This is a genomic window from Salipiger sp. D13 (genome assembly GCF_003703915.1).
Lineage (GTDB): Bacteria > Pseudomonadota > Alphaproteobacteria > Rhodobacterales > Rhodobacteraceae > Salipiger > Salipiger profundus.
On record NZ_RAPJ01000054.1, the window covers coordinates 1 to 13,211 of the forward strand.

At 68.4% G+C, this 13,211-nt stretch carries 15 protein-coding genes; 7 read left to right on the forward strand and 8 right to left on the reverse strand.

All coding sequences use genetic code 11. The features are described 5' to 3' along the window. The 8 genes from D6860_RS23460 to D6860_RS23495 all read right to left on the reverse strand — a co-directional run. On the reverse strand, positions 1-889 hold an 889-nt coding region (locus tag D6860_RS23460), incomplete at its 3' end, for an SPFH domain-containing protein (protein ID WP_128549320.1). Positions 890-987: 98 nt separating this feature from the next. Then, positions 988-1,413, reverse strand: coding sequence for a globin domain-containing protein (locus tag D6860_RS23465; RefSeq protein ID WP_017468680.1), 426 nt, complete (start codon positions 1,411-1,413; stop codon positions 988-990). Positions 1,414-1,483: 70 nt separating this feature from the next. Beyond that, the gene (locus tag D6860_RS23470) at positions 1,484-2,458 is read right to left on the reverse strand and encodes a DUF2927 domain-containing protein (protein ID WP_076623503.1); all 975 of its coding nucleotides are present in this window, start codon (positions 2,456-2,458) and stop codon (positions 1,484-1,486) included. 3 nt (positions 2,459-2,461) lie between these two features. Continuing rightward, positions 2,462-3,664, reverse strand: coding sequence for a toxic anion resistance protein (locus tag D6860_RS23475; RefSeq protein WP_076623504.1), 1,203 nt, complete (start codon positions 3,662-3,664; stop codon positions 2,462-2,464). 36 nt (positions 3,665-3,700) lie between these two features. Then, positions 3,701-4,603, reverse strand: a complete 903-nt coding sequence (locus D6860_RS23480; RefSeq protein ID WP_076623505.1) for a 5-bromo-4-chloroindolyl phosphate hydrolysis family protein — start codon at positions 4,601-4,603, stop codon at positions 3,701-3,703. A gap of 185 nt (positions 4,604-4,788) precedes the next feature. Further along, on the reverse strand, positions 4,789-5,649 hold the full coding sequence (locus tag D6860_RS23485; protein ID WP_076623506.1) for a hypothetical protein: 861 nt from the start codon (positions 5,647-5,649) through the stop codon (positions 4,789-4,791). A 35-nt stretch (positions 5,650-5,684) separates the two neighbouring features. Next, on the reverse strand, positions 5,685-5,885 hold the full coding sequence (locus D6860_RS23490; RefSeq protein WP_017469409.1) for a hypothetical protein: 201 nt from the start codon (positions 5,883-5,885) through the stop codon (positions 5,685-5,687). 84 nt (positions 5,886-5,969) lie between these two features. Beyond that, a complete protein-coding gene (locus D6860_RS23495; protein WP_083697798.1) occupies positions 5,970-6,872 on the reverse strand; it encodes a pseudouridine synthase in 903 nt (300 codons plus the stop codon). A gap of 78 nt (positions 6,873-6,950) precedes the next feature. On the opposite strand from D6860_RS23495, the gene D6860_RS23500 reads away from it, so the two are divergent. The 7 genes from D6860_RS23500 (at position 6,951) to D6860_RS23530 (ending at position 13,189) form a co-directional block, all read left to right on the forward strand. Further along, positions 6,951-7,400: a nucleoside deaminase gene (locus D6860_RS23500; RefSeq protein ID WP_076623507.1), complete on the forward strand. Its 450-nt coding sequence runs from the start codon at positions 6,951-6,953 to the stop codon at positions 7,398-7,400. 1 nt (position 7,401) lies between these two features. After that, positions 7,402-7,941 carry an rRNA large subunit pseudouridine synthase E gene (locus D6860_RS23505; RefSeq protein WP_017469667.1) on the forward strand — a complete coding sequence of 180 codons (540 nt, stop codon included), beginning with the start codon at positions 7,402-7,404 and terminating at the stop codon, positions 7,939-7,941. Between the two features lie 269 nt (positions 7,942-8,210). Continuing rightward, positions 8,211-9,113, forward strand: a complete 903-nt coding sequence (locus D6860_RS23510; RefSeq protein WP_017468224.1) for a DMT family transporter — start codon at positions 8,211-8,213, stop codon at positions 9,111-9,113. A 79-nt stretch (positions 9,114-9,192) separates the two neighbouring features. Beyond that, entirely contained in the window at positions 9,193-9,981 is a 789-nt protein-coding gene (locus tag D6860_RS23515; protein ID WP_017468225.1) for an exodeoxyribonuclease III, read from the forward strand. A 72-nt stretch (positions 9,982-10,053) separates the two neighbouring features. Beyond that, entirely contained in the window at positions 10,054-11,472 is a 1,419-nt protein-coding gene (gene cls, locus D6860_RS23520) for a cardiolipin synthase (RefSeq protein WP_076623508.1), read from the forward strand. A gap of 12 nt (positions 11,473-11,484) precedes the next feature. After that, complete coding sequence (locus D6860_RS23525) at positions 11,485-12,156, forward strand: endonuclease/exonuclease/phosphatase family protein (protein WP_076623509.1); 672 nt, start codon at positions 11,485-11,487, stop codon at positions 12,154-12,156. A 118-nt stretch (positions 12,157-12,274) separates the two neighbouring features. Next, positions 12,275-13,189: a thioredoxin family protein gene (locus tag D6860_RS23530; protein WP_076623510.1), complete on the forward strand. Its 915-nt coding sequence runs from the start codon at positions 12,275-12,277 to the stop codon at positions 13,187-13,189. Positions 13,190-13,211: the final 22 nt, after the last annotated feature.

Below are 13,211 nucleotides of genomic sequence, written 5' to 3' on the forward strand. Positions count from 1 at the left end.
CCGGCTGCGGCGCGGCGGGCCGCGCGCCCCACGGGCCGGCCTGCGCGCCGCTCATCTGCGCCCCCATCGACATGCCGAGACCGGCCCCGAAACCGGTGCCCATGGCCTGCCCGGCGTTCGACCCCTCTTGTCCGAGCGCCTCTGCGGCCTGGAACTTCGTGTAGGCGTCGAGATTGCCGATGACGCCCATCGAGGTGCGCTTGTCGAGCGCCTTTTCCACCGCCTCGGGCAGCGAAATGTTCTCGATGTAGAGCTCGGGCAGCGAGAGCCCGTATTCGGCGATCGTGGCCGAGATGCCCTCGGCCAGCATCTTGCCCAGCTCCTGCGTGTTCGCCGCCATGTCCATCACCGGGATGCCGGAGCCGGCGATGAGCCGCGAGAACGCCTGCACGATGATGTTGCGGATCTGGAAGCTGATCTCGTCGCTGGTGAAGGCGCCGTCGGTGCCGACGATCTCGGTCAGGAAGCGCGCCGGGTCGGACACGCGCACCGAGTAGGTGCCGAAGGCGCGCAGGCGCACGGGGCCGAACTCGGGGTCGCGGCAGATGATCGGGTTCTTGGTGCCCCACTTGAGCCCGTTGAAGCGGGTCGTGTTGACGAAGTAGATCTCGGACTTGAAGGGCGAGCGGAAGCCATGATGCCAGTGCTGCAGCGTGGTCATGATCGGCATGTTGTTGGTCTCGAGCATGTAGAGACCGGGGGTGAACACGTCGGCGATCTGGCCCTCGTGGACGAAGACGGCGGTCTGCCCCTCGCGCACGGTGAGCTTCGCGCCGTACTTGATCTCGTGCCCCTCGCGCTCGAAGCGCCAGACCATCGTGTCGCGGCTGTCGTCGACCCAGTGGATGACGTCGATGAACTGGCCCGAGAGGAAATCAAGAATGCCCATGGCAACCCCGCTGAACTGTGGTCTTGCCGATAACTTAACCACCCCCGGCGGTGACACAAGCCGGGACGCCGGAGAATCGAGCCCGGGCCGCCGTGCGGTCAGGCGGCCGGGGAGGCGTGGTCACGGGCGCCGGTGATCATCAGGTCGCTGACGTAGTCGACGAGCTGGGCCCAGGCGGCGCGGTCCGCCTCGTCCCAGTCGGCGACGTGGTCGGCGAGCGTGTCGAGCAGCACGGAGCCGACGACGGCATATTGCTCCTCCGTCACGCCGTAGTCGAGATGCCGCGCGCCGAGCGCCTCGAGCTCGGTGACCAGCATCTGCAGATGGTCGAGTGACTGCACGAGCACGAGGATCATGTCGAAGAGCTTTTCGGCCTGCGGCCGCAGGTCTTCGGGAAACATTGCACGAAGCTCGGGCGCACTGGTGAAGAGCCGTGCATAGAAATCCCGCGTGAGCGTGCTGCTTGCGGTCCGCAACCGCAGAGCACTGGACAGAACCTGTTGCTTTACCGCGTCTTCGAACATCGCCCTCATCCCTCGGATGGGCGAGGGGATAGGCATCGCGCGTGAAGATCGCGTTAAGGAGAGAGCTGCCTCAGCTTTCCCCGCCCATCAGAGTGGCTGCCCGGGCGCGGACGATCGGGCGCACCTGCTCGGCATCCATGCCGGCGCGGACGGCCGGGTCGTAGAGCAGCCTGAGAAGCATCTCGTCATGGGTGGTCAGCAGCGCGAACTCGTCGTCGTCGTTGAAGATCGACGGGCGCGCGTTGGGCGAGTCGTTGCCGAGCCCGAGTCCTTGCGCGATTTCCTCGTGCACGCAGGAGCGCCTTAACAGGTCGGGATGCTCGGAGCGGATCACCGCGATCGCGTCGCCGTAGGCATAGCCGCCGGGCCGCTCGGAAAACGCCATCACAAGGCAATGGATCGAGCGCGGCAGGCGCTTGAAGATATCCAGCGCCGAGGGGTTCACGTCGGGCACCAGCGTGCGGATGCGCGGCGCGATCTGCGCCTTGTCGTCTTCCGACATGAACAGCACATGAAAATTCGCGTCGCCCGAGGTGACCGACATCGGATGTCCGGTGATGCCGGCCAGCCGGTTGACGTATTGCACGACCATGTTGCGGTCCTGCACCCGCTGATCCAGCGGCACGAGCTCACCGAACTCGACGGCGACGCGGATCGGCTTGGTCCATTTCTTGATGTAGCCAAGCTCTCCGCGCGAGGGGCGCAGGCCCGCTCCGCGCTCGTATTCCTCGGCCAGGGCGATGCGCTCGAAGTTGCGCAGCAGCATGGTATCGGTGAAAGGCGTGTCCGGCCCGCCGCCATCGGTGCGCAGAAGCCCCTGCGCCAGAAGGTCGTTCTGGATCCGGGCGTAATAGGTCTCGAGATCCCGGCTGGCGAGCGAGCGCTTCTGCGGCGGTTCGGGCATCTCGGGCTCGGGCGCGAGTGCGTCGGGGCGGGCGTGCGGCGGCACGCCGGTTTCGCGCGGGGCAAGCGACGAGGTTTCGCAGGCGGCAAGCGCCGCCAGCAATCCCGTGGCCAGAGCCAAGTGCCGCAGACCCCGGCGCATCGGTCAGGCGCTCTTGGGCACGGCGGTGCCGGCGTTGTCGCCGACGCCGTCGCGTCTGGCCTTGGCCGAGGCAAGCGTATCGCGCAGCTCGTGTTCCATCGTCTTGAGGTCCTCTTCGGCCTTCGCCCGACGCGCCTTGCCCTCGTCGGCGATCTGCAGGCTTTCCTGGATGGTGGCGATCAGGTCCGCGTTGGCCTGTTTCACCGCCTCGATGTCGAAAACGCCACGTTCCATCTCGGTCCGGATCGCGCGGTTGCTCTCGCGCAGGTTCTCGGCGTTCGAGGTCAGCAGCTCGTTGGTCAGGTCGTTGGCATCGCGCACGGCCGCGGCGGCCTCGGCGCTGCGCTGGATGGTCACGGCCTGCGCCAGCTGAGTCTCCCACAGGGGCACCGTGTTGACCATCGTAGAGTTGATCTTGGTCACGAGACTCTTGTCGTTTTCCTGAACAAGCCGGATCGAGGGCAGCGATTGCATCGTCACCTGCCGGGTCAGCTTGAGATCGTGCACCCGACGTTCGAGATCGTCGCGTGCGGCGCGCAGGTCACGCAGTTCCTGCGCCTTCATCACCTGTTCGTTCTCGGCGGCGGCCGCGACATCGGCTTCTTTAGCCGGGATGTCGATGCTGTCGAGCTCTCGCAGCTTCTCTTCGCCGGCGGCGATATACAGCGCCAGCTCGTCGTAGAACTCGAGCGTCTTCGCATAGAGGAGGTCGAGCGACTTGATGTCCTTGAGCAGCGTGTGCTCATGCTTCAGAAGGCTGTCGGTGATGCGGTCGATCTGCTCCTGCACCTCTTCGTAGCGGGCGGTGAACTTGGCGAAGGGCGCGGCGCGGCCGACGAGCTTTTCCCACCAGCTGCGCTTGCGGCGCACGTCCAGCTCGGAGACCGAGAAGCCGCGGATCGTGGTGACGATGTCGCGCAGGCTGTCCCCGGCCGGCCCCACGTCCTTGTTGCGGACACCGTCGAGCATGGTGTGGCTGATTTCCTGCAGCTCGGTCTGTGAGGATGCGCCGAACGAGACGATCGAGTTGGTGTCGGCCATGTCGATCTCTGCCATCCGCGCGCGGATCTCTTCGCCGATCTCCGGCGAGGCTTCCTGCAGCGACAGCACCGAGCGCGCTTCGCCGGGCTCGGGAAGCACCACGGTGTTGACCTCTTCGACCTCGGCCAGCGTCCGTTGCGCCTCGGTCTTCACTTTCTCAGACATCGCTCGTCCCTTTACTTGGCGTCATGCGACGTGGACTTAACTCAGCCGCACGCCTTCGCGTTGCAGTCGATCCCGCAAAACATCGATTTCGACCGTCAGGTCGGCATTGTTGTCGAGCAGGAGCTTGCGATTCTTCTGCCCGAATCCTTCTTCGAGGTCGGTCAGAAGCATCATGAAATTGCTCTTGGCCCCGCTGTCGTGGGTGCGGCTGTAGATGTCGGCGAATTTCACCGCCGCGTCGCGGGCGCCCATCAGGTAGACCCCGAGATAACGCCGGGCCGCGGTCAGGTCGCGGGGGTCCTCCTCGACCGTGCGGATGAGCTCGCCGACCTTCTGGTGAAAGCGCTCGACCCGCGCCTCGACCTGACGGTCGCCGGCGCGCTTTACCGCGTCGTCCATCTCGGCAAGGTAGCTCTCGGCCTCGTCCACCACGCGCGCGACACGATCCTGCTGGAAGGTGTCGACACCCTCCATGCCCTTGCTCTTCAGCGGGTCGAGGCCGAAGGCGCCGAGGTGCAGCACCGTGGCGGCCACCCCGTAGATCACCGGCGCGACAAGGCCGGGCTCGGACGTGAAGGCGGCGATGCCGGCGCCGACCCCGGCCAGACCGGCGGCAAGGATCTTGCGCGGGATCGCGGGCCGGCGTGCCACGCGGCGCTCGTCGAAGGCGGCCTCGGCCCGCAGCCCGTCGCGCAGCAGCCATGCGCCGAGCAGCAGCGCCCCGGCGCCAAGCAGGCCGGTTGCCAGGCCCGCCGCGCCATCGCCCAGCGAGGTTGCCGCAAGCAGGATCGGCGGGAAGAACAGCACGTTCGAGCGCGCGCCTGCGCGGTCCACGCGGGCACCGCGATAATGGCGCGGCGTGATGCGCTCTTGCGTGTCGTCGGGGGAGGGGGAGTCGGACGAATCGGGGGAGTATTTCCCGCCGTAGCGCTGCGCCATGTCACAGCCCTCCGAGCCAGCCGGAGCTTACCCCGAACAGAAGCACGATCAGAAGAATATAGGACACTTTCCGAAGCGCCTTGTCGGACATGCCGCCTCCAGGGTTTTCCCGCCGTTCGCAGAAAACTTAGGATCAAAGGCCGCGACTTGCTAGGGGCAACTCGGGGCAAAGCCGCCTGCGTCGTTCAGGCGGCGCGGCTTGCCGGCATCCGGTGCCATAGCAGATCGGCCTGGAGTTCGAAGGCGTCGCGGCCCGCGCGCGTTCCCGCGGCGCGCGCGTGCTGCTCGAAGGTGTCACCAAGCGCTGTGATCCGCAGGATGTAGCGCCGGCGCGCGCGGTCGCGGTCCCCGGCACTCCAGGCCGCGATCACCTGGGCGTTCTCGCGTCGCAGCAGTTCGACGAAGCGCACCACAGGCTTGCGCAGACGCTCGACGCCGCTTCCGTCTTCGCACAGCGCGAGGATGAGCCCTCTCACGCCCGAACGCAGCGCCTCGATCTGACGGGTCATCTCGGGATCTCCGAGATTCGCGATGTCGCAGACCATGTCCTCGAGACGCGCGTCGATCCGCTCCAGCGCCGCCGTCGTGTCCGGTGCATGCCGGGCGGGTCGCGGCGCCGCGCCCGGGGCCGGGACGGGCGCCGCAGCCCGCTTGTCCCGCATCGGATCGAGCCCGAAGGAGGCGACGCTCAGCCCCGCCGCGAGCCCGCCGAACCCCAGCGGCAGCAGCAGGGAGTCGAAGTGGTGGCCGGCAAGGATCGTCACCATCACGCCGATCAGCGCGGAGCCCGAGATCTTGCGCGGCAGGCGCGGGGCACGGGCGGCCTCCGCCGCATCATACTCGTTCTGGCGCTTCTGGCCCCGGTGGATCAGGCAGAGCGCCGCCAGCAGGAGCGCCAGCTGCAGCACCGCCGCAAAGGCCGAGGCAGCGCTGCCTTCGAAGAACATCAGGATCAGCGGGAAGGCGGCAAGAAACAGCACGCCGAGCTCGGAGTCGAGCGGCCCGAGGCCGTTCGATAGGCTGTCGCGGCAAGATGTCCTTGGCATGTCGATGCTCCCGTTCACATCGGTCGGCGAAAGAGTCAGAGAAAGTAGCTGAGCCCGAAGATCAGCACCCATAGCGTGAGAAAGGCGAGCTTTGCCCCGGGTTTGCTGCTGTGCCGCAGCCGCACCGCCGCCGAGGCGACGGCCTCGTAGGTGTCATGCGCGACCGTCCGCAGGTTACGAAGCACCAGCAGCGTTGTTGCACATAGAATCGCGAAGGCCAGGATCGTCGTCATCATGCGACGAAGGTCGTTTCGAAACGGGGCGAAAAAGCGGCACTTCCCGGAAATTTCCGCGATTTCGACACCAGCCTTAACGAAGCGTTACCGCCGCTTCGGACCTTTCGCCGGCCCCTTGGGGGGACCGTTCCGCACAGGCTTGCCGGTCGCGGGGCCGGGCTTGCGCTTGCGCTGGGGCTGTGGGCGGTTCGACTTGGCGCCCTCGAGCCCGAGCTGATCGCGCACGACGCGCGGGCGCAGCTCCTCGACCTCGCCCTGTTTCAGCTGTCCCAGCTGGAACGGCCCGTAGGAGACCCGGATCAGCCGGTTCACGCTCAGCCCGATATCGGTCATGGCGCGGCGGATCTCGCGGTTCTTGCCCTCGCGCAGCCCGATGGTGAGCCAGGCGTTGGCGCCCTGCTGGCGGTCGAGCGTCACCTCCATCGGCTGGAAGGCCTGCCCGTCCACCACGATGCCCGCGCGCAGCGGCGCCAGCATGTCGTCGGTGGGCCGGCCGTTGACCCGCACCCGGTACTTGCGCAGCCAGCCGGTCGAGGGCAGCTCGAGCTTGCGCTTGATGCCGCCGTCGTTGGTCAGCAGCAGCAGCCCTTCCGAGTTCAGGTCGAGCCGCCCCACGCTCATCACCCGCGGCAGGTCCTCGGGCAGCGCGTCGAAGATCGTGCGGCGGCCCTGCTCGTCCTTCGTCGTGGTCACCAGCCCCGCCGGCTTGTGGTAAAGCCAGAGACGCGGCGCCTCGGGCGCCTCGAGCGGCTTGTCGTCGACGGTGATCCGGTCCCGGTCGGTGACGTTCAGCGCCGCGCGGGTGATGACCTTGCCGTTCACCGCGACCCGGCCCTCCTCGATCATCCGCTCGGCGTCGCGCCGGCTGGCAACGCCGGCACGGGCGAGCACCTTGGCGATGCGGTCGCCGGGCGGGGTGGTCGTGTCGCCGGAAGACGCGGCGGGCGTCTTGGAGCGGGCAGGGGGGCGGGCAGGAGGCTTTGTCATGTCCGCGTTCCTACTGCATCCGCACGGCCGGGGGAAGCGTCTCGCCAAAGCCGTGGCGCTCGTCTATCACCCCGGCCCATGAGCTTTCGCAGTCACATGGAACAGGCGCTGGCCGAGGCGCGCGCGGCGGCGGCCCGCGGCGAGGTGCCGGTGGGTGCCGTGGTCGTCGCGCCCGACGGCAGGGTGGCCGCGGCGGCGGGCAACCGCACCCGCGAGCTGAACGACCCCACAGCCCATGCCGAGATCCTCGCCCTGCGCGCCGCCTGCGCGGCGGCGGGCTCGGAGCGGCTGCCCGGCCACGACCTCTACGTCACGCTCGAACCCTGTCCGATGTGCGCGGCGGCGATCTCGGCTGCCCGCATCGCGCGGCTCTACTACGGTGCCACCGACCCGAAATCCGGCGGTGTCGCGCATGGCGCCCGGGTCTTCGCGCATCCCCAATGCCACCACGTGCCCGAGGTCTACGACGGCATCGCCGCGCGCGAGGCCGAGACCCTCCTGCGCGGCTTCTTCGCGGAAAGGCGCTGACATGCTGATCCTCTTCAACAAGCCCATGGGCGTGCTGTCGCAATTTACCGACAAGGGCACCGAGGGCAGCCCGCGCGCCACGCTCTCGGACTACATCGACCTGCCGGGGGTCTATCCTGCCGGCCGGCTCGACCGCGACAGCGAGGGGCTCCTGCTGCTCACCGACGATGGCCGGCTGCAGGCGCGCATCGCCCACCCGAAATTCAAGAAGCCCAAGACCTACCTCGTGCAGGTCGAAGGCGACCCGACCGAGGCCCACCTCGCGCAGCTGCGCCGCGGCGTGACCCTCAAGGACGGCCCGACCCGCCCCGCGCAGGTCCGCCGCATCCCGCCACCGGACCTCTGGCCCCGGATCCCGCCGGTGCGCTTCCGCAAGAGCGTCCCCGACGCGTGGCTCGAGATCACCATCACCGAGGGCCGAAACCGCCAGGTCCGCCGCATGACCGCCCACGTTGGTCTGCCTTGCCTGCGCCTCGTGCGCTGGGCCATCGGCGACTGGCGCGTCGACGGCCTCGCCCCCGGCGAATGGCGCGAGGCCTGATCCCGCGCGCGCCCGCCCGAGACCCAACGCCACGCTCCCCCCTTCTTCTCTTTCCAAATACCCTCGGGGGTGAATGCGGCGCAGCCGCAGAGGGGGCAGCGCCCCCATGCCACGTCGCAGACCGCGCCCCCATCCGGCCCATGGCGCGCCGGATCAGGCTTCATGTCACCCCCTCCTAGGGCACCGCGAACGACGCCTTTCCAGCCCCCGGCACGTGCCCACACCCGCACGTCTGGTCATTCCCGCAAGACCGCGCCATAGCGGTCGGCATGGACCTCTGGATCGCCGTCACCCTCTGCGCCGCCTTTTTCCAGACCTTGCGCTTCATGCTGCACAAGGTGCTGAGCATGGGGGCGCTCACCGCGACCGGCTCGACCTTCGCGCGCTTCGCCTATGCCATGCCGCCGGCGTTGCTCGTCACCGCCGCCTACCTCGTGGCGATGGGGCAGGGCTGGCCGGACCTGCCGCCGGCGTTCTGGGCCTATGCACTGGTCGGCGGGCTGGGACAGATCCTCGCAACGATCTGCGTGGTGGCGCTGTTCCGGCAACGCAATTTCGCGGTGGGCATCACCTTCAAGAAGACCGAGGTGCTGCAGACCGCGCTTCTTGGCGTCGTGGTGCTGGGCGAAATGATCTCTCCGGCCGGCTGGGGCGCGATCCTGATCGGCCTCGCCGGTGTGCTGCTGCTCTCCGACACGCCCTCCCTCGGCGGCTCGTTCCTGCGCCGCATCGCCAGCCGGGCGGTGGCGCTGGGGCTGGCCTCGGGGTTCTTCTTCGCCTTCTCGGCGGTGGGCTACCGCGCCGCCTCGCTCGAGATCGATGGCGACGATCCGCTGCGCCGCGCCGCCGTCACCTATGTCTGCGTCGTCCTGAGCCAGGTCGCTGGCATGGCGCTCTGGCTGCGCCTGCGCGAGCCCGGCCAGATATCAGAGGTCTGGCGCGCGCGGCGGGTCGCGGTCTGGCTGGGTCTGACCTCGATGGCGGGCAGCCTGTCGTGGTTCACCGCCTTCACGCTGCAGACGGCGGCCTACGTGCAGGCGCTGGGCCAGGTCGAACTGGTGTTCTCGCTGGCGGCCTCGGTACTGTTCTTCCGCGAGCGCGTCACCCGCCGCGAACTGGCCGGCATCGGGCTGCTCGCACTGTCGATCCTCGCGCTGGTGCTGGTGCTCTGAGACGGCGCCCATGGCGGCTCCGGGGTTGCGCCGCCGCGCCCTCGGTGCGAGGTTCCGCGCGCTGACACAGGAGATCTTCATGCCCTTCACCCTCGCCACGTGGAACATCAACTCGGTCCGCCTGCGCGCCCCGCTGGTGGAGCGGCTGCTCGGCGAAGAAGCGCCCGACGTGCTCTGCCTGCAGGAGTGCAAGAGCCCGGTCGAGAAGATCCCGCTCGAGACCTTCCGCGCGCTCGGCTACGGGCACCTCGTGGCGCGCGGCCAGAAGGGCTACAACGGCGTGGCGATCCTGTCGAAGCTGCCGCTCCGCGATGCGGGCGACCGCGATTTCGCGGGCCTCGGCCATGCCCGCCACGTGGCCGCCGAGCTCGAGAACGGCGTGACGATCCACAACTTCTACGTGCCCGCCGGCGGCGATGTGCCCGACCGGGAGGTGAACGAGAAGTTCGGCCAGAAGCTCGACTACCTCGCGGAGATGCGGGACTGGTTCCGCTCGGACCGGCCGGGCAAGTCCATCCTCGTCGGCGATCTCAACATCGCGCCGCGCGAAGACGACGTCTGGTCGCACAAGAAGCTGCTCAAGGTCGTCTCGCACACGCCGCAGGAGGTCGCCGCGCTGGGCGACACGCAAGAGGCCGGCCACTGGGTCGACGTCACCCGCAAGGACATTCCCGAAGGCCAGCTCTACTCGTGGTGGTCCTACCGGGCGCGTGACTGGGATGCCGCCGACAAGGGGCGCCGGCTCGATCATGTCTGGGCCACGCCCGACATCGCGGGCGCCGGCCATTCGAGCCGCATCCTGCGGGCGGCGCGCGGCTGGGAGAAACCTTCGGACCACGCGCCGGTTTTCGCGACCTTCGACCTCTGAAACCGGGGCAGGGCGCGCGGGGGAACCGTTCCGGCCTGTCAGGGTTGGGAGAAGCACGTTAGAAGGTAGACCATGCTGTTTTCCGATCTGCGTTTCCTCGTCTCGGTCATCGTCGCCGTCCTGCTGCCGCTGGCCGTGGCGCTGGCGATATGGCGGGTGCTGAGCCACGCCCGCACACCGCAGGGCACGGTGGCCTGGGTGGTCTTCCTGCTCGCGGCGCCATGGTTCGCGTTGCCCGCCTACCTGTTCTTCGGCCACCACAAGCTGCACGGTTACACCAAGCACCGCCGCGCCAGCCATGCGCTTGTGAAGAGGCTGGGAACCTACGCGCGCACCATCCGACCGAAGGCAGAGCGCCCCGAGCACCGCGCCTTTGCGCATCTCGCGGGCATGCCGGTGGTCGGCGGCAACGGCTTCGAGCTATTGATCGACGGCGAAGAGACCTTTGCGGCGATCTTCGCGGCCATCGACCGGGCGAAGAAATACGTGCTCGTGCAGTACTACACGATCGTCGACGACAGCACCGGGCAGGCGCTGGCCGAGCATCTGATCGCCGCCGCACGTCGCGGGGTCGAGGTGCGGGTTCTCTACGACGGGGTGGGCAGCTACGGGCTCTCGGCCTCCTATCGCCAGAAGCTCGCCGATGCGGGCATCCGCATCCTCAACCCGCGAGAGGTGCGGGGGCCGACCTCGCGGCTGCAGGTGAACTTCCGCAACCATCGCAAGACGGTGATCGTCGACGGGTGCGAGGGCTTCATCGGCGGGCTTAACATGTCCGACACCTATCGCGGGCTCGATCCTGCCTTCGGCCTGTGGCGCGACACCCATCTCGCGCTGCGCGGGCCAGCGGTGGCGCAGCTCCAGCTCGCCTACGCCGAGGACTGGCATTGGGCGACCGACGAAGCCCTCGGCGCGCTGTTCTGGACGCCCGAGCCGGTCGAAGAGGGCGCCGACGCGGTGATCGTCCCGGCCGGACCGGTCGACACGCTCGACACCGGCGCGCTGTTCTACTTCTCGGCCATCTCGGCGGCGCGCGAGCGGGTCTGGATCGCCAGCCCCTATTTCGTGCCCGACGGCGACATCATCTCGGCGCTCAAGGCCGCCGCGCTGCGCGGCTGCGACGTGCGCATCGTGATGCCGGAAGAGCGTGACCACTGGCCGACGTGGCTCGCCGCCTTCGCCTATTTCGACGAGGTGCGCGAGGCCGGCGTGAAGATCTACCGCTACCAGCCCGGCTTCATGCACCAGAAGGTCGTGCTCATCGACGAGCGCTTCGTGGGGATCGGCACGGCGAACCTCGACAACCGGTCGTTCCGGCTGAACTTCGAGACCATGGCGGCGATCTTCGACGACGACTTCGCCGCCGAGGTCGAAACCATGCTGCGCGCCGATCTTGCCCATTCCGAGCTGCTTGAAAAGACGCTCGACGAGCAGCCGCTGTGGCTGCGCGGCGGGGCACGGGTCGCCCGGCTCACGGCGCCGGTGCTCTAGGGAGGCGGGCGCGTGAGGATCGCGAGCTACAACATCCGCAAGGCCGTGGGCACCGACAGGCGCCGCGATCCCGCGCGCATCCTCAAGGTGCTGAACCGGATCGAGGCGGACGTGGTCATGCTGCAGGAAGCCGACCTGCGGCTCGGCCCGCGCCCGGCGGCGATCCCGCGCTTCCTGATCTCGCAGGAAACCGACTACGAGGTCGCCGACCTCGCCATCAACGACGTCAGCCTCGGGTGGCACGGCAATGCCATCCTGCTGCGGCGGGGGCTTGCGCCCTCGCGGCTGGAGCGGATCGAACTGCCCGGCCTCGAGCCGCGCGGCGCGGTGCTGGCCGAGGTCGCGGGGCTGACCTTCGTCGGCGCCCACCTCGGGCTGATGCGGCGTTTCCGGCTGTTGCAGATGACCGCGATCCGCGAGCACCTGCGTGGACGCGAGGCGCGGGCGCTCATCGCCGGCGACTTTAACGAGTGGTCCGACGTGCGCGGCTACGAGCCATGGGAGACGCAGTTCACCCTGCTTCTGCCCGGCCGCAGCTACCATGCCCGGCGTCCCTTCGTCGCGCTCGACGGGCTGGCACATGGCCGTGGTCTCGGCGTGAGGGAAATGGGCGTGGAAGATTCCGGCGCAGCGCGGGTTGCCTCCGATCACCTGCCGATCTGGGCCGATCTCGACCGGGTCTGAGGCTGCCGCGCCCAATTTCCCCCGCCTGCGCGGGTGTTGCGACAGGCTGCGCTCTTGCAACATTCCGGGGCATGGGCCATCTGTCTTTGCAAACTCACCGCAAGCAGCGGAGGACGACATGCTGGAACTGGGTGGCACTACGCAGGCGCCTAAGGGCGATCTCATCAAGGACGTGACCGAAGCGGACTTCATGGCCGAAGTGGTCGAGAAGTCGCAGGAGGTCCCGGTCATCGTGGACTTCTGGGCGCCGTGGTGCGGCCCCTGCAAGCAGCTCGGGCCCGCCCTCGAAGAGGCGGTGACCGCGGCGCGCGGCGCGGTGGTCATGGCCAAGGTCAACGTCGACGAGGCGCAGATGATCGCGGGTCAGCTGCGCATCCAGTCGATCCCGACGGTCTACGCCTTCTGGAAGGGCCAGCCGGTCGACGGGTTCCAGGGCGCGCTGCCCGCCTCGGAACTCAAGGCCTTCATCGAGCGGGTCGTGCAGGCCGCCGGCGGTGACGCGAGCGGCGGACTCGACGATGCCATCGCCGCCGCCGAGGAGATGCTCGAGCAGGGCGCGGCCCCCGACGCGGCGCAGACCTTTGCCGCGATCCTCGAGGAAGAGCCCGAGAACGCCAAGGCCTACGGCGGCCTCGTGCGCGCCCATGTCGCCATGGACGATCTCGAGCAGGCCGAGGCCATCCTGAACGGCGCGCCGATCTCGATCTCGAAGAGCTCCGAGCTGGAAGCCGCGCATGCGCAGCTGGAACTTGCCAAGCAGGCTGCCGGCGCCGGTCCGGTGGGCGAGCTGACCGCTGCGGTCGAGGCCAATCCCGACGACCACCAGGCGCGCTACGACCTCGCGCAGGCGCTTTATGCCAAGGGCGACGCCGCCGGTGCCGTGGAGCACCTGCTGGAGCTCTTCAAGCGCGACCGCGAGTGGAACGAGGGCGCCGCCAAGGCACAGCTTTTCACCATCTTCGAGGCGCTGAAACCGAACGATCCGGTGGTGCTGAACGGACGCCGAAAACTGAGCTCGATGATATTTGCCTAAGGCCGGCTCCGGGCTAGCTGGC

Coding starts and splice junctions, on each gene's coding strand:
- D6860_RS23465 (WP_017468680.1), bottom strand. CDS start 1,413: ATGTTCGAAGACGCGGTAAAGCAACAGGTTCTGTCCAGTGCTCTGCGG.
- D6860_RS23470 (WP_076623503.1), bottom strand. CDS start 2,458: ATGCGCCGGGGTCTGCGGCACTTGGCTCTGGCCACGGGATTGCTGGCG.
- D6860_RS23475 (WP_076623504.1), bottom strand. CDS start 3,664: ATGTCTGAGAAAGTGAAGACCGAGGCGCAACGGACGCTGGCCGAGGTC.
- D6860_RS23480 (WP_076623505.1), bottom strand. CDS start 4,603: ATGGCGCAGCGCTACGGCGGGAAATACTCCCCCGATTCGTCCGACTCC.
- D6860_RS23485 (WP_076623506.1), bottom strand. CDS start 5,649: ATGCCAAGGACATCTTGCCGCGACAGCCTATCGAACGGCCTCGGGCCG.
- D6860_RS23490 (WP_017469409.1), bottom strand. CDS start 5,885: ATGATGACGACGATCCTGGCCTTCGCGATTCTATGTGCAACAACGCTG.
- D6860_RS23495 (WP_083697798.1), bottom strand. CDS start 6,872: ATGACAAAGCCTCCTGCCCGCCCCCCTGCCCGCTCCAAGACGCCCGCC.
- D6860_RS23500 (WP_076623507.1), top strand. CDS start 6,951: ATGAGCTTTCGCAGTCACATGGAACAGGCGCTGGCCGAGGCGCGCGCG.
- D6860_RS23505 (WP_017469667.1), top strand. CDS start 7,402: ATGCTGATCCTCTTCAACAAGCCCATGGGCGTGCTGTCGCAATTTACC.
- D6860_RS23510 (WP_017468224.1), top strand. CDS start 8,211: ATGGACCTCTGGATCGCCGTCACCCTCTGCGCCGCCTTTTTCCAGACC.
- D6860_RS23515 (WP_017468225.1), top strand. CDS start 9,193: ATGCCCTTCACCCTCGCCACGTGGAACATCAACTCGGTCCGCCTGCGC.
- cls (WP_076623508.1), top strand. CDS start 10,054: ATGCTGTTTTCCGATCTGCGTTTCCTCGTCTCGGTCATCGTCGCCGTC.
- D6860_RS23530 (WP_076623510.1), top strand. CDS start 12,275: ATGCTGGAACTGGGTGGCACTACGCAGGCGCCTAAGGGCGATCTCATC.